General features: G+C 65.0%; 19 protein-coding genes and 1 tRNA gene. 11 read left to right on the forward strand and 9 right to left on the reverse strand.

Going from position 1 to position 18421, the window contains the following annotated elements; translation table 11 throughout:
* Positions 1-52: 52 nt before the first annotated feature.
* The gene (locus tag ACOFKW_RS13275; protein ID WP_419814622.1) at positions 53-1156 is read left to right on the forward strand and encodes an inositol-3-phosphate synthase; all 1104 of its coding nucleotides are present in this window, start codon (positions 53-55) and stop codon (positions 1154-1156) included.
* Positions 1157-1237: 81 nt separating this feature from the next.
* On the opposite strand, the gene ACOFKW_RS13280 is transcribed toward ACOFKW_RS13275, so the two are convergent.
* Genes ACOFKW_RS13280 through ACOFKW_RS13290 form a run of 3 tightly spaced genes read right to left on the reverse strand, consistent with a single transcriptional unit; the run spans position 1238 to position 3614 of the window.
* Entirely contained in the window at positions 1238-1639 is a 402-nt protein-coding gene (locus tag ACOFKW_RS13280) for a DUF3775 domain-containing protein (RefSeq protein WP_419814623.1), read from the reverse strand.
* A gap of 55 nt (positions 1640-1694) precedes the next feature.
* Positions 1695-2654: an NAD(P)H-dependent flavin oxidoreductase gene (locus ACOFKW_RS13285; protein WP_419814624.1), complete on the reverse strand. Its 960-nt coding sequence runs from the start codon at positions 2652-2654 to the stop codon at positions 1695-1697.
* 9 nt (positions 2655-2663) lie between these two features.
* A complete protein-coding gene (locus ACOFKW_RS13290; protein ID WP_419814625.1) occupies positions 2664-3614 on the reverse strand; it encodes an isoaspartyl peptidase/L-asparaginase family protein in 951 nt (316 codons plus the stop codon).
* A 76-nt stretch (positions 3615-3690) separates the two neighbouring features.
* Here ACOFKW_RS13290 and ACOFKW_RS13295 point away from each other — a divergent pair.
* The 3 genes from ACOFKW_RS13295 (at position 3691) to ACOFKW_RS13305 (ending at position 5474) form a co-directional block, all read left to right on the forward strand.
* Positions 3691-3767: transfer RNA gene (locus ACOFKW_RS13295), tRNA-Met, on the forward strand.
* Between the two features lie 157 nt (positions 3768-3924).
* Entirely contained in the window at positions 3925-4542 is a 618-nt protein-coding gene (locus ACOFKW_RS13300; RefSeq protein WP_419814626.1) for a hypothetical protein, read from the forward strand.
* Positions 4543-4550: 8 nt separating this feature from the next.
* A complete protein-coding gene (locus ACOFKW_RS13305; RefSeq protein ID WP_419814627.1) occupies positions 4551-5474 on the forward strand; it encodes an isopenicillin N synthase family dioxygenase in 924 nt (307 codons plus the stop codon).
* A gap of 37 nt (positions 5475-5511) precedes the next feature.
* On the opposite strand, the gene ACOFKW_RS13310 is transcribed toward ACOFKW_RS13305, so the two are convergent.
* A complete protein-coding gene (locus tag ACOFKW_RS13310) occupies positions 5512-5787 on the reverse strand; it encodes an acyl carrier protein (protein ID WP_419814628.1) in 276 nt (91 codons plus the stop codon).
* An 87-nt stretch (positions 5788-5874) separates the two neighbouring features.
* Here ACOFKW_RS13310 and ACOFKW_RS13315 point away from each other — a divergent pair, with 87 nt between their 5' ends.
* Together ACOFKW_RS13315 and ACOFKW_RS13320 are read left to right on the forward strand one after the other, a co-directional pair.
* The gene (locus tag ACOFKW_RS13315; protein ID WP_419814629.1) at positions 5875-7356 is read left to right on the forward strand and encodes an acyl-CoA ligase (AMP-forming), exosortase A system-associated; all 1482 of its coding nucleotides are present in this window, start codon (positions 5875-5877) and stop codon (positions 7354-7356) included.
* Positions 7353-8555 carry a pyridoxal-dependent decarboxylase, exosortase A system-associated gene (locus ACOFKW_RS13320; RefSeq protein ID WP_419814630.1) on the forward strand — a complete coding sequence of 401 codons (1203 nt, stop codon included), beginning with the start codon at positions 7353-7355 and terminating at the stop codon, positions 8553-8555. The genes ACOFKW_RS13315 and ACOFKW_RS13320 overlap by 4 nt, the downstream gene beginning before the upstream one ends.
* Here the strand turns inward: ACOFKW_RS13320 and ACOFKW_RS13325 are convergent.
* From ACOFKW_RS13325 to fmt, 3 genes are all read right to left on the reverse strand, one after another.
* A complete protein-coding gene (locus ACOFKW_RS13325; protein ID WP_419814631.1) occupies positions 8552-8704 on the reverse strand; it encodes a hypothetical protein in 153 nt (50 codons plus the stop codon). The genes ACOFKW_RS13320 and ACOFKW_RS13325 overlap by 4 nt on opposite strands.
* A gap of 127 nt (positions 8705-8831) precedes the next feature.
* Positions 8832-9596, reverse strand: coding sequence for a tRNA pseudouridine(38-40) synthase TruA (gene truA, locus ACOFKW_RS13330; RefSeq protein ID WP_419814632.1), 765 nt, complete (start codon positions 9594-9596; stop codon positions 8832-8834).
* Positions 9593-10498 carry a methionyl-tRNA formyltransferase gene (gene fmt / locus ACOFKW_RS13335; protein WP_419814633.1) on the reverse strand — a complete coding sequence of 302 codons (906 nt, stop codon included), beginning with the start codon at positions 10496-10498 and terminating at the stop codon, positions 9593-9595. The genes truA and fmt overlap by 4 nt, the downstream gene beginning before the upstream one ends.
* Before the next feature lie 56 nt (positions 10499-10554).
* Here fmt and recR point away from each other — a divergent pair, with 56 nt between their 5' ends.
* The gene (recR, locus tag ACOFKW_RS13340) at positions 10555-11148 is read left to right on the forward strand and encodes a recombination mediator RecR (protein WP_419814634.1); all 594 of its coding nucleotides are present in this window, start codon (positions 10555-10557) and stop codon (positions 11146-11148) included.
* A gap of 45 nt (positions 11149-11193) precedes the next feature.
* Positions 11194-11730, forward strand: a complete 537-nt coding sequence (gene def / locus ACOFKW_RS13345) for a peptide deformylase (RefSeq protein WP_419814635.1) — start codon at positions 11194-11196, stop codon at positions 11728-11730.
* A 19-nt stretch (positions 11731-11749) separates the two neighbouring features.
* Here the strand turns inward: def and ACOFKW_RS13350 are convergent, their stop codons facing one another.
* Positions 11750-12889, reverse strand: a complete 1140-nt coding sequence (locus ACOFKW_RS13350) for a DSD1 family PLP-dependent enzyme (RefSeq protein ID WP_419814636.1) — start codon at positions 12887-12889, stop codon at positions 11750-11752.
* Between the two features lie 209 nt (positions 12890-13098).
* Entirely contained in the window at positions 13099-13317 is a 219-nt protein-coding gene (locus ACOFKW_RS13355; protein ID WP_419814637.1) for a hypothetical protein, read from the reverse strand.
* 34 nt (positions 13318-13351) lie between these two features.
* On the opposite strand from ACOFKW_RS13355, the gene ACOFKW_RS13360 reads away from it, so the two are divergent.
* The 3 genes from ACOFKW_RS13360 (at position 13352) to ACOFKW_RS13370 (ending at position 18419) form a co-directional block, all read left to right on the forward strand.
* Complete coding sequence (locus ACOFKW_RS13360) at positions 13352-14209, forward strand: GGDEF domain-containing protein (protein WP_419814638.1); 858 nt, start codon at positions 13352-13354, stop codon at positions 14207-14209.
* 749 nt (positions 14210-14958) lie between these two features.
* Positions 14959-15828, forward strand: coding sequence for an EAL domain-containing protein (locus ACOFKW_RS13365; RefSeq protein ID WP_419814639.1), 870 nt, complete (start codon positions 14959-14961; stop codon positions 15826-15828).
* A complete protein-coding gene (locus ACOFKW_RS13370) occupies positions 15828-18419 on the forward strand; it encodes an ATP-binding protein (RefSeq protein WP_419814640.1) in 2592 nt (863 codons plus the stop codon). Before ACOFKW_RS13365 ends, ACOFKW_RS13370 begins: the two co-directional genes overlap by 1 nt.
* The last annotated feature ends 2 nt before the right edge of the window (positions 18420-18421 follow it).

Genomic DNA, 18421 nt, shown 5'->3' on the forward strand with positions numbered 1-18421 from the left:
TGCTTGTCGCTTGCGTCGGCCCAGATCGACGCGCGCCCAGAGAGGATATTGAATGCCCGAGATCAACGTCGCGATCGCCGGGATCGGCAACTGTGCGAGTTCGCTGGTCCAAGGCCTGAGCCACTACGCAAACGGCGGCTCGAACGACGAGCAGGGACTGATGCACTGGGACCTTGGCGGCTATCGCCCCAAGGACGTCAAGATCGTCGCGGCCTGGGACATCGACGCGCGCAAGGTCGGCAAGGATGTCGCCGAGGCGATTTTCGCCAAGCCTAACTGCACCACGGTATTCTGCGATCATGTCGCGCCGAGCGGCACTACCGTGATGATGGGCAAGACCCTCGACGGTGTCGCCGAGCACATGGCCGATTACGCCGACGACCGCACCTTCCTGCCCGCCGGCCTCGCCGAGCCCGACCTGGCAGAAGTCGTTCGCGTCCTGCGCGAGAGCGGCACCGACGTGCTGATGAACTATCTGCCGGTCGGTTCGCAGCTCGCCACCGAATTCTATGCCGAAGCCGCGCTGCAGGCCGGTTGCGCCTTCGTCAACAACATCCCGGTGTTCATCGCCAGCGATCCGGTCTGGGCCGCGAAGTTCGAAGCCGCCGGCGTGCCGGTACTGGGCGACGACATCAAGGCGCAGCTCGGCGCCACCATCGTCCACCGCACGCTCGTCGACCTGTTCGCGAAGCGCGGCGTCACCATCGACCGGACCTATCAGCTCAATACCGGTGGCAACACCGACTTCCTCAACATGCTCAATCGCAAGCGGCTGGCGTCGAAGAAGATCTCCAAGACGGAAGCGGTCCAGTCGGTCGCCGCGCACCGGCTGGAGGATGACAACATCCACGTCGGCCCATCCGATTATGTCGCATGGCAGAACGACAACAAGGTCTGCTTCCTGCGCATGGAAGGCCGGATGTTCGGCGGCGTGCCGATGAACCTCGAGCTGCGCCTGTCGGTCGAGGATTCGCCTAATTCAGCCGGCGTCGCCATCGACCTGATCCGCTGCGCCAAGCTCGCCAAGGACCGCGGTTTCGGCGGTCCGGTGTTCGAGCCGAGCGCCTATTTCTGCAAGCATCCGCCAAAGCAGGTCACCGACGACGCGGCCTACGGCGCGCTGGAAGAATTCATCGAGCGGATGACCCGATACTAAGCTCGACGCAGAACAGCAAAAAGCCGTTGTCCCGGTCTGGGGCAACGGCTTTTCTGTGCGTCGAGCAGACGGTGTGCGCGGCTAGACGATCTGGCCCAGACCGTCGCAGCTCAGTTCGAATGCAGCGAGGCCGCCCTCGAGATAGGCGCTCAGCATCGGCAGCCCGATCAGATAGTCGGCGACATCGTCGACCTCGTCGACTGCAGTCTCCAGAGCCTCGTCCCACTCGGTCGCGTCATAGGTACCGCGCCCGACCCAGGCGAGAGCGACGAGTTCGGCCTGCTCGTCTTCGGCAAGGTCGTCGATGATGCCGCGAAGCTCTTCTTCCGTGGGGTTCTCGTCGCTATCCTCCAGCTCGTCGACCGCGCGATCGTCAGCCGAGTTCGAGCCATCGTCGGGATCGACCGGAGGAACCAGGGCTTCGAACTCACGCGCTCGCAGGATGATGCGGCAAACGGTTTCCAGCGAGACGTTCAGTTCCACGAGGTAATCCTTTTCAAGTCGAAGGCCCGAACGACGCCCGGAAGGTGCGGTTCCCTCAAGCTGCGACAGCTTGACGCTCCAGACCCAGGCGGGCGCGTGCCGCGTCATATTCGCGGCGCAGCTTGGCGATGAAGGCGCCGGCACCCTGAACTTCGGTGATCGAGCCGATGCCCTGGCCGCAGCCCCAGATGTCCTTCCAGGCCTTGGCGTCGCTGGTGCCGCCCGAGCCGAAGTTCATGGCGCTGGCGTCGCTGGTCGCGAGATTGTCGGGGTCCATGCCGGCGGCGACGATCGACGGGCGCAGGTAATTGCCGTGCACACCCGTAAACAGGTTGGAATAGACGATGTCGGATGCGGCCGAGTTGACGATCATCGCCTTGTAGCGCTCGTCGGCGCGAGCCTCGGTGGTGGCGATAAAGGCCGAGCCGATATAGGCAAAATCGGCACCCATCGCGAGCGCGGCCAGTACCGCGGCACCATTGGCGATGCTGCCCGACAGAGCTAGCGGCCCATCGAACCATTGGCGGATTTCCTGGATCAACGCGAACGGCGACGTCGTGCCGGCATGGCCGCCCGCTCCGGCCGCGACTGCGATCAGGCCGTCGGCACCTTTCTCGATCGCCTTATGGGCGAAGCGGTCGTTGATGACGTCGTGCAGGACGATGCCGCCGTAGCTGTGGATCGCGTCGTTGATGTCGGCGCGCGCGCCCAGCGACGTGATGACGACCGGGACCTTGTACTTGACGCACATCGCCAGGTCGTCGTCGAGCCGGGCGGTGGTCTTGTGGACGATGAGATTGACCGCGAACGGCGCGTCGGCCTCGGTCAGCTCGGTCGACAGCCGGTGTAGCCACTCGTCGAGCTGCGTCAGGGGGCGGGCGTTGAGGCTGGGGAAGCTGCCGATCACCCCGGCCCTGCACTGGGCGATGACCAGGTCGGGGTTGGAGATGATGAACAGCGGCGAGCCGATCACCGGGATCGACAGGCGATGCGCGATTGTCTCGGGGATGCTCATCGAATGCTCCTAGATTTCGTCGTCGTAGATTGCGGTGACCGGGTCGCTGTCGGCCGAGACGCGACCCCGGTACATGCCCGACGTGTTGAACGACCAGGCCATCGTACCGTCGGGACTGACAGCGATCACGCCGCCGTCGCCGCCCATGACTTTGAGCTCGTCTTGCACCACGGCGTCGGCTGCATCCTGCAGGGTCTCCCCGGATAACCTGACGCGAGCGCCGATCTCGTGCGCCGCCGCGACCCGGATGAAATACTCGCCCGAGCCCGTGGCCGAAACCGCGCCCGCCCGGTCGTCCGCGTAAGTGCCTGCGCCGATCAGCGGCGAATCGCCGATGCGGCCCCAGCGCTTGCCGGTCAGGCCGCCGGTCGAGGTGCCCGCCGCGACATGGCCGTGGCTGTCGCAAGCCACTGCACCGACAGTGCCGTATTTGAGATTGGCGTCGAACATCGCATCGGGCCCGCGCGCCTTGCGCTCCTGCAACTGGCGCCAGCGTTCGTCGGTGCGGAAGTAGTCGGGGTCGACCTGCTCCAGGCCATGCTCGACGGCAAAGGTGTCGGCACCCTCGCGGGCAAGGAGCACATGGTCGGAGCGTTCCATCACGGCACGCGCCAGGCTGATCGGATTGCGGCTTCGGGTTACCCCGGCGACCGACCCGGCGCGGCGGTCGCTGCCGTCCATGATCGCGGCGTCGAGTTCGTTGCGACCTTCCGCCGTGAATACCGCACCGTGCCCGGCGTTGAACAATGGATCGTCTTCGAGGACGCGGACGCTCGCCTCGACGGCATCCAGCGCCGTTCCGCCGGCCTTCAGCACGGCAGCACCAGCCTCCAGCGCCGCGCGCACGCCGGACCTGTAATCGGCGTCCTCGGCGTCGCTCAGGCTGCCGCGCGACATGGTCCCGGCGCCGCCATGGACAACAAGGGCCCAGCGTGAATTTTTGGCATCGGTGACTGGCATGATCAATCGACCTAGCCCGGCATTGACCCGCGGCCAAGCCCCGGACTATATGCCGCCTCCCGCGCGGACCGATCGCGGCGGGGTAGCTCAGCTGGTTAGAGCACGGGAATCATAATCCTGGGGTCGGGGGTTCAAGTCCCTCTCCCGCTACCATCGGTCCGCGCGGGGAGCTTCCCTTCCAAATCGTGGCGCTTGGATTATCCAGCGCCGGCTTGTAACGATTGCCGAGGACGCGGCGAATGGCGTTGGCCGGCACCGTCTACCGGTGCTGCTTCCATCGCGTTCAGCGCATTTAACAAGGCTCTCCCCCATGAAGAAGCTGCTTGCCACCGCCGCCCTGCTGCTCGCAACCAGCGGTGCCAGCGCCGCATTGATGGGCCAGGCGCCTGCGCCGACCCTGGTGCGCGGTACCGTCGCGTCGCTGAGCGGCCAGACCCTGATGGTCAACGGCAAGAACGGTCGAAAGTATTCGGTCAAGCTGGCGAGCGACACGCGCGTCGCCGGTGTGTCGGTGATCGGCATCGACGCCATCCAGCCCAACAGCTTCATCGGCACGGCCGCGGAGCCGGGTCCGAACGGCACGCTGCGTGCCACCGAAGTCCATGTGTTCCCCGAATCGATGCGCGGCGCCGGCGAGGGTCACCGGGCCTGGGACCTCAGCAAGACCAGCTCGATGACCAACGGCAATGTCGCCACCGTCGGCAAGGGCAAGGCCGGCAAGGGCCGCACGCTCGTGGTCGACTATAAGGGCGGCCAGCAGACCGTCGTGGTGCCCGCCAACGTGCCGATCGTCGCCTTCGCGCCGGCGACGATGGCCCTGGTCAAGCCGGGTGCCCATGTCTTCGCGATCACGACGCCCGATGTCGGTGGTGCTCTCGCGGCCGCCTCGCTGGCGGTTGGCATCAACGGCACCGTGCCACCGATGTGACGACCGGCATGTCCTCGATCGCCGACATCCGCCCGATCTCGCTGACGCTGGTCGACAGCGACCTGCCTGCTGCGGCAGCCGCGTTCGGGGATGCTTTCTCGCGCACCGGCTTCGCGGTGGTCGGCGATCACGGCATCGAGGACGCGCTGATCGAGCGTGCGCTGGCAGCGACCAAGGCGTTCTTCGCGCTCCCGGAACCGGTCAAGCGACGTTATCGGATCGAAGGGCAGGGTGGGGCACGCGGCCTCACCCCGTTCGGCATCGAGACCGCCAAGGACGCGCAGGTCTCCGACCTCAAGGAATTCTGGCACGTCGGGCGGGAGCTGCCGCCCGGGCATCGCTACCGTGCCGTCATGCAGGACAATGTCTGGCCAGACGAGGTGCCGGAGTTTCACGACGCGGTGCTGGCGCTGTACGACGCTCTGGACGCAGCCGGTCGCCGGGTGCTGCGCGCCATTGCCGTCCATCTCGACCTCAGCCCGGAGTTCTTCGAGGATCCGGTACGTGACGGCAACTCGGTGCTGCGCCTCCTTCATTATCCTCCGGTATCGAAGGACGCACCCGGCATCCGGGCCGGCGCGCATGAGGACATCAATGTTATCACCCTGCTGCTCGGCGCCGAGGAGGCCGGGCTGCAGCTGCTCGACCGCCAGGGCCAATGGCGCGACATCGACGCGCCGGCAGGAGCGCTTGTGTGCAACATCGGCGACATGCTCGACCGGCTGACCGGGGGCAGGCTGCCGTCGACCACCCACCGGGTCGTAAATCCGGCGCCGGAGCGTCGCGGCATGGCGCGCTACTCCACCCCGTACTTCCTGCACTTCCGGCCGGATTACCTGATCGAGACGCTTCCCGGCGCGGAGCAGCCGCTACCGCCGATCACGGCGCATGATTTCCTTCTCCTGCGCCTGCGCGAGATTAAGCTGCTCTAGGCGCGGCCCGCCGGTCGCGGACCAGCACGCCAGATGCTCAGCGCTTGGCGGTGACAAAATCGCTGAGGCTGCCGAGGGTCGCAAACAGCTCGCCGTCGACCTCGTCGTCATCGATGACGAAGCCGAAGCGGTCTTCGATCGCAGTCAGGACGCGCGCTACGGCCATCGAGTCGAGCTCGGGCAGGTCGCCGAACAACGGGCTGTCGCGGTCGAGGCCCTTCGCCGTCGCTGCGGACAGGTTGAGCTCCTTGACCAGCACCGCGCGCACGGCATCAAGGTCCGGCTCCTGCTCCGCTGCCAACAAGCTTGCCATCGACCGCAACTCCTGCGCCGGCTTCCGACGAAGCGCGCCTTATAGTAGCAGCGGCGCGGCGCGCAATCATAAGGGCAAGTATCGAGGATGACGGAGGCGCAGCGGATCGATGGGCTGATCGCCGCCGCGCCGCGCGATGCGGTAGCATTGGTGCACCGCGACCGGGAAATCACCTTTGGCGCACTCGACGCCATGGTCGCGCAAGTCGCCGGCGGCCTGGTCGCTGCTGGGGTCCGTCCGGGCGACCGCGTCGTCACCTGGCTGCCCAAGTCGATCGAAAGCGTCGTGGCGCTGTTTGCAGCATCCCGGGCTGGAGCGGTGTTCGTACCCGCAAACCCGCAGCTAAAGGCAGCGCAAGTCGAGCATATCGTGTCGGACAGCGGCGCTGTGCTGCTGCTGACCAGTCGCTCGCGGTCCGCCGGCCTGGATGTGGCGGCCAATGTGCTGACGCTGGAGGATGACTGGGGCAGGCTGTCGGGTGCTGACCCCGCGTCGATGGCAGTGTCCGCCGACGACCTCGCGGCGCTGCTGTACACGTCGGGGAGCACTGGTCGGCCAAAGGGCGTCATGCTCAGCCACCGCAACCTGTGGCTTGCCGCTGATTCGGTGCGCCAGTTTCTCGGGACGTCGCCCGACGACCGGGTGTTGAGCGTGCTGCCCCACGGCTTCGATTATGGCCTGAACCAGCTGACCAGCGCCTGGGCTGGCGGCGCGCGTGCGGTCTTGCTCGACTATCTGACGCCGCGCGACGTCGTGCGGGCGGTCGAGCGCCATCGCATCACCCAGCTGGCCGGAGTGCCACCGCTCTGGCAGTCGCTCGCCGCGACGGACTGGGGGCTAGCCGGGGCTAGCCTCCGGGTGCTGACCAACTCGGGCGGGCACGTCCATCCCGGACTGTCGGAAAAGCTGCGCACACTGTTCCCGGCCGCTCGGCTGTACCTCATGTATGGGCTGACCGAGGCGTTCCGGGCGACCTACCTCGACCCGGCTCTGGTCGACAGCCATCCCGAATCGGTCGGGCGCGCGATCCCTCATGCCGAGGTGCTGGTGCTTCGCCCCGACGGCAGCGTCACCGCAGACGACGAACCCGGCGAGCTGGTGCAGAGCGGCCCGCTCGTGGCGCAGGGCTATTGGCATGACGACGAACGGACGGCGCAACGCTTTCGGCCCGCCCCGGCAGCGTCGGTGCACGAGGGGATGGCGGTCTGGTCGGGTGACACGATGCGACGGGATGCTGCCGGTCTGCACTATTTCGTCGGGCGTGACGACGAGATGATCAAGACCAGTGGCCACCGAGTCAGCCCGACCGAGATCGAGGATGCGGCACTTGCCAGCGGCGCTGTGAGCGGCGCGGCGGCCTTTGGCAGGCCGGACGAGCTGCTCGGCCAGACTGTGGTCCTCATCGCCAGCAAGCAGGGCGAGGACGCGGAGGCGCGACTGCGACAGGCCCTGTCGACCCAGCTGCCGGGCTATATGCAGCCGTCCAGCATCGTCTGGCTGGATGCGATGCCGGTCAACGCCAATGGCAAGCTCGACCGCGCGGCGCTGCGCCGGGATCACGCAAGATGAGCCACGTCCCGCCCGGCTTTACCGTGATCGACGGCGAACTCGGTATCGCCGGGCAACCCGCGTCGCACTGGGCCTCACTGGCGGGTGACACGCCGCTGTTCGTCTATGATCGCCGCCTGATCGCCCAGCGGATCACCGCGCTGCGCCGGGCTTTGCCTCGCGAGATCGGCATCCACTATGCGATCAAGGCCAACCCGCTGCCCGTGCTGGTCGACTGGATGGCAGCGCAGGTCGACGGAGTCGATGTTGCCTCGGGTGGCGAGCTAGACATTGCCCTGGCCAGTGGCGCGCTACCGTCGACGATCGGTTTCGCCGGACCGGGCAAGCGCGACCGCGAACTCGGCGCCGCGATCGCGGCGGGGGTCACGATCAACGTCGAATCGGTCGGGGAACTCGAGCGGCTGGCCAAGCTGGGCGGCACCAGCGCGGTGCTGCGGATCAACCCGGATTTCGAGCTCAAGGGGTCCGGCATGCGCATGGGCGGTCGCGCCTCGCCGTTCGGAATCGACGCGGCCGAAATTCCCGGCGCCCTGCGTCGCGCCGCCGCGCTCGATGTCACGATCACAGGATTTCACGTCTATGGCGGCTCACAGTCGCTCAGCACGACGGGCATCATCGACGCTCAGTTTAGAACGATCGAGCTGGTCGGACGGCTTGCCGCGGAAGCAACGACGCCGATCGTGCATGTCAATCTCGGCGGCGGCTTCGGCATCCCCTATTTCGCCAAGGACGAGCCGCTCGACCTCGACGCGATCGGCACCGCGCTGGGCCAGGCGTTGGCCGACCGCGCTCCGGCGCTTCGCGAAACCCGCTTCGTCATCGAACTCGGACGCTTCCTGGTCGGGGAGGCGGGCGTCTATCTGACCCGCGTCGTCGACCGCAAGCTGAGCAACGGCAAGCTGTTCATCGTCACCGACGGCGGTTTGCACCACCAGCTTGCCGCCAGTGGCAATTTCGGCACGGTGATAAAGCGCAACTATCCGATCGCCAACGCCTCGCGCTTCGCTGCGCCGGACGAGGATATTGCCGACGTCGTCGGCTGCCTGTGCACCCCGCTCGATCGCCTGGGTAGCGATGTGGCGCTGCCGCGCACCGAAGTCGGCGACCTGATCGCGATCTTCATGGCAGGAGCCTACGGGGCGAGCGCCAGCCCGACGGCATTTCTCGGTCATCGTGCTGCGACTGAAATCTTCGCCTAGGGCGCGAGGTCGATGCCCAGGCCGCCGGGCGTGATGGCGGCATGGCCAGCCGACAATGCATAGATCAGCAGGGCGCCGGCGCCGATGCCGCAGAGCAGGCCGAGCAGCCAGATCAGGGACGCGCCGCGTGCGATAAGGCGGGTGAACAATGTATCTTCCGGTTGGAATGTGAAACGGCCAGCACGAGATGGCCCTTGTCACATCGACGCAAAACCTGTGCCAATTGTTAAATGGTTGTTAACTCTTTGATACTTCAAGCGCTCGTAAACGCTGTGGTCATGAAGTTGTAAGATTACCCGACACTTTGTAGGTCGCCGCCATGAAGGTTAGTCCGTCGGGCGGCGCGTTGAATCCCAATGCGTTGCGGTCCCTGGCCTCCAGCGCAGCGGCAAGTTGCGAGGCAGTCCAGCGACCTTCGCCGACAAGCTTCAGGCATCCGACCATCGACCGGACCTGATGATGAAGAAACGAACGAGCCGCGGAGCGCAGATAGATGTGATCGCCCTGCCGCTGTGCGTCGAGGCTGGTCAGCGTCTTGACCGGGCTGGAAGACTGGCAATGCGCGCTGCGAAATGTCGTGAAATCATGGCGCCCGACCAATAGTTGCGCCGCTTCGTGCATCGCCTCTGCGTCGAGCGGCGCCCGCACCTGCCACGCCAGCCCGCGCTCATAGGTCAAGGGCGCATGACGGTTGACGATGATGTACCGGTAATAGCGTGCCGTGCAGTCGAAGCGCGCGTGGAAGTCGTCCGCGGCATCCTCGCAGCCGATGATCGAAATGGGTGCCGGCCGTAGATATGCGTTGAGCCCGCCGATCAGGCGCGATGCGGCGATCGGCTTGGCGATGTCGACATGCGCGACCATGGCTGCGGCGTGGACCCCGGCGTCGGTGCGCCCGGCGGCATAGACGGTGGTGCGCTCTCCGGAGATCGCAAATACCGCGGCCTCGATCGCAGCCTGGATGCTGCTGCCATTGAGCTGCCGCTGCCATCCGACGAAGGGCCGGCCGTCATACTCGATCGTCAGCCGGAAGCGGCTCATGCGACTCGCGTACCCGCCAGCACCAGCCAGCCATTGAGCAGGGCAGCGGTCGGCATGACGGGTTTGCCGGGGCGCTGGACCAGGGTCGGGCGTAACGCCCCGGTCGAGCCGGCGATCGTCAACCTGTCGTCGAGCACGACTCCAGGCTCGCCGGCCGCGGATTCGACGACGGCTGCCAGGACCTTGATCCGCTCGCCGGCGATGTGGAGATAGGCTCCGGGAGCCGGCGCAAAGGCGCGCACGGCCCGTTCGAGGTCGACCGCCGGGCGAGCGAAGTCGAGCTCGGCCTCGGCCTTGTCGACCTTCTGGGCGTAGGTGACGCCGTCCTCCGGCTGGGCGACAGGCGGAAAAGCGGCGAGGTTTCCGAGAACCTCGACCATCATCCCGGCACCGAGCGTGGACAGTTCCTGGGTCAGCTCCCCGGCAGTCTTCCCAGCGACGGGCGTGGTTGCTGCGAGGCGCATCGGGCCGGTGTCGAGGCCGCGCTCCATGTCCATGATGGTCACGCCCGTCTCGGCGTCTCCAGTCAATATCGCGCGCTGGATCGGCGCTGCGCCGCGCCACCGTGGCAGCAGCGAGGCGTGAATGTTGAAACAGCCGAGGCGTGGCGCTTCCAGGATGGCGACCGGCAGGATCAGCCCATAGGCCGCGACCACCGCAGCATCGAGGTCGAGCGCGGCAAAGTCGGCGCGGTCAGCCGCATCCTTGAAATTGAGCGGGGTTCGCACCGGTATGCCCAGCGCCTGCGCCCGAAGACTGACCGCCGATTCCTGCAGGCTCTTGCCGCGACGGGCAGGGCGGGGGGGCTGGCTATAGACGGCGGCAACATCGTGACCGGCCGCGACGAGGGCGTCGAGTGCCGGCACGGCGAAGGCCGGGGTTCCCATGAGAGCGATGCGCATGGCTCCGGCTAGCGCGGGCTTGGCGGCGGCGCAACTTGACGCCATATCTAGCGACGATGGCTTCCCCTGAAATCGATGCGCTGACGCAGGCACTGGCGCGGCTGCCCGGCCTTGGCCCGCGCTCTGCCCGGCGTGCGGTGCTGCATCTGCTGAAGCGCCGCGAGACGGCACTGGCGCCGCTCGTGCTGGCGCTGCAGGCCGTCGAGGCCCGGCTGTCGACCTGCGAGATCTGCGGCAACGTCGACACCAGCAACCCCTGCGCAGTGTGTACCGACCCGCGCCGCGATACCTCGGCATTGTGCGTTGTCGAGGAGGTCGCCGACCTGTGGGCGCTCGATCGCTCGCGGCTGTTTCCGGGACGCTACCATGTCCTCGGCGGTCGGCTGTCGGCACTCGACGGGGTGCGACCGGAGAACCTCAGCATCGATGCATTGATCGGGCGGGTCGCAGCCGGCGGCATCGACGAGGTCGTGCTGGCGATGAACGCGACGTTGGAGGGCCAGACCACCATGCATTATGTCGCCGACCGGCTGGGAGATTTTCCGGTGCGGGTGATGCAGTTGGCGCATGGCATGCCGGTGGGTGGCGAGCTCGATTACCTCGACGAGGGAACGCTCGCCCAGGCCCTGCGCGCCCGCCGTCCGGTCTAGGCACCGCATCTTGACCCTGGGGGTCCGAATCCCTAGCTGGAGCCTATGACTATTCGTGACATTATCGAGGCACCGGATCCTTTCCTTCGGACGATTTCGACGCCTGTGGACGTCGTCGACGATGAAGTGCGGACCCTGGTCGCCGATATGTTCGAGACGATGTACGACGCGCCGGGCATCGGCCTCGCCGCGATACAGATCGGCGTGCCGAAGCGGCTGCTGGTCATCGACCTTCAGCCCGATCCGGAAGAGGGCGAGGAGGAAGCGCCCCGTCGCCGCGAGCCACAGGTGTTCATCAATCCGGTTGTCACCTGGGAGTCCGAAGACTACGCGAGCTACAACGAAGGCTGCCTCTCGGTGCCCGAGCTTTACGCCGACGTCGACCGCCCCGCCCGCATTCGGGCGACGTGGCTCGACGAAACCGGTGCGAGCCATGACGAGGAGATCGACGGCATGCTGGCGACCTGCCTGCAGCACGAGATGGATCACCTCAACGGCGTGCTGTTCTACGATCACCTGTCCAAGCTGAAGCGCGACATGATCGTCAAGAAGCTCGTCAAGGCGCAGAAGAAAGCGGCGTAAGTCGTTCTGAATGCTCGCCTCAGCGCGAGCGACCGCGGGCTGCGACCGGCCATAGCGCGCGAAGCGTATCACCCGCGACGACGTGGTACGTGTCGTAGAGGTTGACCGTCGGATCGCAGTGCGGCGTTCCAAGCGTGACAATTTCGCCCAGCACCGGCGTTCGTCCGCCCTCCCAGCTGACTGCACCATGCTCGTCACCCATGAAGGTGTAGGTGCTGCCGGCCGGCGCACCGGACAGGACAATCGGCGAAGCTGCATCGGTGGCGAAGGCTTTGATTCCGGCGTCGATTGTGACGATGCCTGGGACGTTGGCGCTGATCACGCGCGCGTCGATCATCAGCGACGTCTCTAACGGCGACCCGGCGTCGTCGCCAGTCAGCTCACAGGCGAGATACTGGCTGTCCATGAAGACATAGGAGCCGGCCTGCAGCTCGGTGAACACCCCTAAGCCGGGGTCGATCTGGTGGGTCCCGGTGCCGCCACCGGTGACGATGCCAGGTGCGCCGCCGGCTTCGGTCAAGGCCGCGATGACGGTGCGCAGATAGTCTGCACGCTCTTCCATCGCCGCCGCGCGCTCGCGGAAATCCGCGATGGGCTGGATCGAGCCGCAGTAAAATTGCACACCGGCGTAGACCAGCGAAGGCTGGGCGCGGATCGCTGCCAGCAGGGCGACAGCCGCCTCGGGTGATGCGACGCCCGTACGCTTCATGCCGGGATCGATATCGATCAGCACACGCAGCGGCGTGGCGACGTCACAGACACGGCCCAGGGCCGCGACATTGACCGGATTGTCGACGACGCACGACAAGTCGACGGTACGGGCGTTCAATGCCGCCAGACGCTCGATCGCAGGCGGCGACACGACTGGCGAAGTGATCAGCAGACCGGTGATGCCGCCCGCGGCCAGCACCTCTGCCTCGCCCAGCTTGGCGCAGCAGGCACCGATTGCGCCGGCGGCAATCTGGCGGCGGGCAATCTCCGGACTTTTATGCGTCTTGGCGTGCGGCCTCAGCTTCACGTCATGCTTGGCGATGAACCCGGCCATCACGTCGATATTCCGGGTCAGGGCGCCGAGATCGACGATCAGGACCGGCGTGTTCAGCTCTCGTCGTGATCCCTGACGACCGATCAAATGGCCGTGAAGTTCCTCGTCGGTCATAGATGGTTCCTTGCAACACTTGAATTTAGAACACGTTGGGGGCGGGTAACGGTTATTAAGTTATTAGACTTTTAAATTTATGCGTCTTGGACGTGATATATTCGACAGCCCACGCGGAAGCCGCGGCATGAGGTGTGGCGGACATCGGGGGGCTTCTTGCTCAAGCGCGTGTTGAAAGCTCGAAGTTTCGGAGCATTGTTGCGAGCGCGTTACTGGCGCATCGAACGAACCGTGCCTGCAGCCATCCGGCGCGAGTTCATCAGCAACCTGTCGGGCACGCTACCGGTCTTCGGCGGTGGCGGTATCAGCACCGTGGCGGTGTCATTCATGCTGGCTGCAACGGACGGCCACCCGTATTTCAGGATCTGGGCCGGCGTCGAGATCTGCCTGATGGCGGCACGGCTGGCCTCGGTGAGGGCGATCCGCATCGGCGGTAAAAGCTCGCGCGGCCTCGGTCATACGTTGATCTGGCTGGAGTTGCTGGGCGCGATCAGCGTCGGTTTCGGTGCAGCTGCGTGCATCGTCAACGACAGCGCAATGGCCACGGCCCTGGGCTGGATGACGGCGGTTGCCCTTGCTGCGGAGACGAGCTTTCGAAACCTGAGCATGCCCCGCCTGATCGTCGCGACAAGCCTGTTGGGCGTCGCGCCCTGCACGATCGCCTGCCTGTTCTCCGGTGATGCCAGCCTGCAAGCGGGCGCCTTGCTGACGACGCTGTTCGTCGCCAGCAACTCCATCGCGGCGTTCAGGCTGAATCGAGTGCTGGTGACGACGATGCGCGCCGAGCGCGAGAACGATAACCGGGCGCGACACGACAAGTTGACCGGCCTGCTGAACCGAGCGGGTCTCGAGCGCGAGCTCGAGCTTCTGAAGCAGGATAGCGTCGGAGCGAATCTGGCGCTGTTTTACCTCGACCTCGATGGCTTCAAGCTGGTCAACGACACGTTCGGCCATGCGGCAGGGGATCGTGTCCTGCGCAGTGTCGCGGAAAAGCTGCTGATGCTGGCGGGACCCGGCGACATTGTCGCGCGAATCGGTGGCGACGAATTTATCGTCGTCTCGTCGCTCGGTTACATCAATGCGGACGAGTTCGGCGCTGCGATCATCGGCGCGGTAGGTCGAGCGAACCAGGAAATCTCGACGTCTTCAGCACAACTCAGTGTGAGTGTCGGCGTCTCGCAGTCGGATGATTGCGGATATGATTTGGCGACGCTGATGAGCGCGGCCGACGCTGCGCTATATACTGCGAAGAAGGATGGCGGATCGCGTTCGGTGATCGCGATGTCTGCGCCGCGCGACAGCTGGATCAGCCGGGACTGACTGCCTGACTTCCCGATACGGGCGAACTGTTTGAACCGGAAGCGATTCAATATAAATTAATCTGCGCAGGCTACGACACATTGTCGCAGAAGCTTCGCCTTAGGAAATGTAGACCGCTCGTCCGCTTTTCAGCCGAACCGTAGCGTCCGTTTCAGTAGCGCACAATAAATTGCGAAGTGACAGCGGCGGGACAGTCCAGCTGTCCACGCCGCATCAACGCATTAACGCCCGAAACAATGGGCGTTCAGCAATTACCAGGGACGAATGCCGCCGTCGCTGTTGTTGCCGGTGCCACCGCTGGTCAGCGAGGACGAGAAGAAAAAGGACAGTAACCAAGCCATAATCGATCTCCAAACGGGGCAACCAAACGCTGCAGGTCGGTGGTTACCATAATCGATAGGCGGGTGCAATGGCGGCCGAGAAATAAGTTTCAAATTTTTTCGATGTCGGGGGCAGGTCGACCCGGGCCGTCGGCGTCGATCGTACCGGCTTCAATACTTCTTAATAAACACTTTAATTCCGGAGTACATGCTAATCTTCGCTTCACACTGCTGACGCTTTGGTGGGGTGCCGGCGTGTGCAGGGCGGAAGAATTATTGTGCGGCTAGCTGTATCTCGGGGCCCCACTGCTGTACCGTCGAAGCATGACGGAGAATTTCCCCTCATTGCTTCTGTATGGCAGCGCCGTGTTGACTGGCGTATTGATGTGGGGCGGCCTGCAACTTGCCTGGCCCACTTCTCCCGCAGCGGTGACGCGCCGCAAGGAGAGTCGTGATCGGGCGATGTTGCTGCGCGACATGCCGGGCGCATTGCAGAGCCGCGACATCTTCCTCGTCTATCAGCCAAAGCTGCGACTGCGGACCGGCACGATCGATGGCGTCGAGGCGTTGCTGCGCTGGCGGCACCCGGTGCTCGGGGGAATCTCGCGCGGTGTCCTCATCCCTCTGGTCGAGGGTTCGGGCAAGATTCGGGAGTTCACCATCTGGGTGCTGCGGCAGGTCATCGCCGACCAGGCCCGGCTGGAGGCACGCGGCACTCGCGTCGCGATCTATATCAACGTCTCGGGTCCATTGCTGACCGATGGCGAGTTCGTCCGTGAAGTCAGCACGCTGGTCGGCCTCGCGCCAGGATCGATCGGCTTCGAGATCACCGAGACCTCGCTGATCTCCAACCCGCAGGCGGCGCTGGTCAATCTCAAGCGCTTCGTCGAGCAGGGCATTGCCATCTCGATCGACGATTACGGCTCGGGGGTTTCGTCGCTGGCGTATCTGAAGGAGCTGCCGGCCAGCGAGCTCAAGATCGACAAACTGTTCATCAGCGGGATGACTGCCAGTCACCGTGACCCGTTGATCGTGCGCTCGACGATCGACCTAGCGCACGCGCTTGGCATGGTCGTGGTGGCGGAAGGTGTCGAGAGCCTCGCCGCGCTCGCCCTGCTGCGCGTCATGGGTTGCGACTTTGCGCAGGGCTATCTGATCAGCCCCGCCCTGACGATCGTCGCGCTCGAACAGTTCCTCGACGACGATCACTCCACCCGTCTGCTCGAGAAGGCCGGGGCGACGCTGCAGCCCGCCGAGGCATTCTGGACGAGGTCGGGGCGCGAGGCCGAGCAACGCTGATGGACGGGCGGGCCTGCCATTCGGCGACGAGACGTTTCGGACAGGCTGGAAAGTTCGTATTGTTCTGCATCGCTGCGACGATGGTGTCGCCGGTAGTGCCCGTTCGTGCCGCACAGCCGTCCGAGATCGCCGCAACCGGCGCTGTCGAGCTACTGGCGCAGGCCAAGGCCGAGATGCCGGTCGATCCCGAGCATGCAGCAGCCCTCGCCGAGGCTGCTCGTGATCGCCTCCTTCGCGATGCTCCATCCGCGCAGCGAACCCTCAATCTTGCCCAGGCAGGCTGGCTGCAGGGCGAGGCGCTGATCCGCATCGGCAATCCGAAGGCCGCACGGCCGATCATCGACGTGGCGTTGCAGCAGATCCAGGCCACACAACCGTCGTCCAAACTGCACGGCGATCTGCTGCAGTCCCGCGCCGGTGCCCAGAGCGCGCTCGGTGCGCCGCAGCTGGCGTTGAAGGATTATCTCGAGGCCTATCGGCTTTACAGCCAGCTCAAGGAGAGCCGCAGCCAGGCGATCGCGCTGCAGAACATCGGCCTGATCTATCAAGACGCCAACGACTACCCGCGCGCGCTCTACTACTACACTCTGGCTGCAGAGCAGTTTCCGAGCGACCTCAACCTGGCGCTCTCGGGTGCCAACAACCGGGCCAATGCGCTCGACCAATTGGGCCGTTTCAAGGACGCCGAGGCGGAATTCGGCAAAGCACTGAAGCTCGCCGTGCGAACCGGCAACGCCGCGGCGCAGGCGCGTATCCTCAATAATCTGGCCAACACGCAGATGGACAACAAGGATCTGACGGCTGCGGCGCGGAGCGTCGCGCGCGCCATGGCGATGCCCGTTGCCGAATCCGCCGATTTGCACCGCATGCTGCTTCGAACCTCGGCGCGCCTCGCGCTGATGCGCGGTAATCCCGGCGAGGCCGTGAAGTTGATCTCCGGACTTGAGACCTCGAGTGAAGCTTCGTCCCCGACGCAGGCGAACCGCAGCCTTCGACTGACGGCCTATCTTGCCTACAAGGGCGTCGGGGATACCAAGCAGGCGCTTCGCCAACTGGAGGCGCTGCGAGAGCTCGAGCTCCAAGGCTTTGCAGTTTCGACGTCGACCAGCTCGGCGCTGATGGCGGCGCGGTTCGATTTCGCTAATCAAAACGTCAGCATCGCCAATCTCAAGACCGGCCAGTTGCAGCGTGACATCGCGCTGGCCCAACTGCGCAACCGGCAGACGCTGATCCTGCTCGGCAGCCTGATGGCGTTGAGCATCATCACCGTCCTGTTCCTGATCGTCACACTGCGCCGGTCACGTCGCAGCCAAGCGGTCATCCAGGCTGCGAACGACCAATTGCAGGAAACCAACATCGCTCTCGAGCGGGCGCTGCAGGCCAAGACCACCTTCCTCGCCACCACCAGCCACGAGATTCGCACGCCTCTCAATGGCGTACTCGGCATGACGCAGGTGCTGCTTGCCGACCCACAGGTGGCCGGCATCGTTCGCGAGCGCATCGGTCTGGTCCAGAGTGCCGGTGAGACGATGCGGGCGCTGGTCGACGATATCCTCGACCTCGCCAAACTCGATTCGGGGGAAGTGGAGGTCGTGCGCAAGGTCATCGACCTGCCGGCGTTGCTCAACGAACTCGTTGAATTCTGGCGCGCCTCGACGGATGGCAAGACGCTGGTCATCGAACTCGAGGCCGCCGACGCACCGCGGATCATCGTCGAGGATGCGCGGCGGATCAGGCAGATCCTGTTCAACCTGCTGTCCAATGCCGTGAAGTTCACCCTGGCCGGCAAGATCGTGGTTCGCGCCGGGATTGTCGACATCGATGGCGAGGACCGGCTGTCGATCGCCGTCGCCGACAGCGGTATCGGCATCCCGGCCGATTCATTCGAAGCGATCTTCGAGAAGTTTCACCAGCTCGACGCCGGGACGACGCGGCAGTTCTCGGGGACTGGCCTAGGGCTGTCGATCTCGCAGTCGCTGGCGCATGTGCTGGGCGGCAGGATCACCGTCGCGAGCACCTACGGCGAAGGCTCGACCTTCACGCTGGTGCTGCCGCTGGACCGCCCGGTGGCTGCTAACGATGTCTCGCCGCAGATGCCGTTCACGCGTGCCGCTCGCCTGTCCGATAGTCGTTTGGTGGTTGCCGGTGCTTCACCGATCGCCAAGGGTGGCCTGCGCGCCGTTCTCGAGAAGCAAGTCGGCCTGGTTTTGACCGTCGATCATCTGGCAGAGGCAGCGACTCTCGCAGCAGACGGAAATGTCGACATAATTCTGATCGACGGTACTGCTTATCAGGCGCGCGGTGAATTAGGATTTCGTGAACTCTTTGCTTTTTCTGCTGACATTCGCGAATACGACTTGACCGTTCTACTGCTCTGGACCGACATGGCTCCAGATGAACGCAGTAACTTGATCTCTTCGGGCGTCACCGGGATTATTGGGAAGCCAGTGAGCGGACAAGGACTTCTGGACGCAGTGCGCGACGCGTTCGCCCGCAAGGCAGAGCTGTATGCACAAACCGGCGTCACGCCCGGCGGACAAGGCGCCTTGGCGGCGCCGAGTGCCGACAGGCTCGCGGGCAACCGGGGTTAGAT

The sequence above is a fragment of the Glacieibacterium sp. genome (assembly GCF_965200405.1).
In the GTDB taxonomy this organism is placed as follows: domain Bacteria; phylum Pseudomonadota; class Alphaproteobacteria; order Sphingomonadales; family Sphingomonadaceae; genus Glacieibacterium.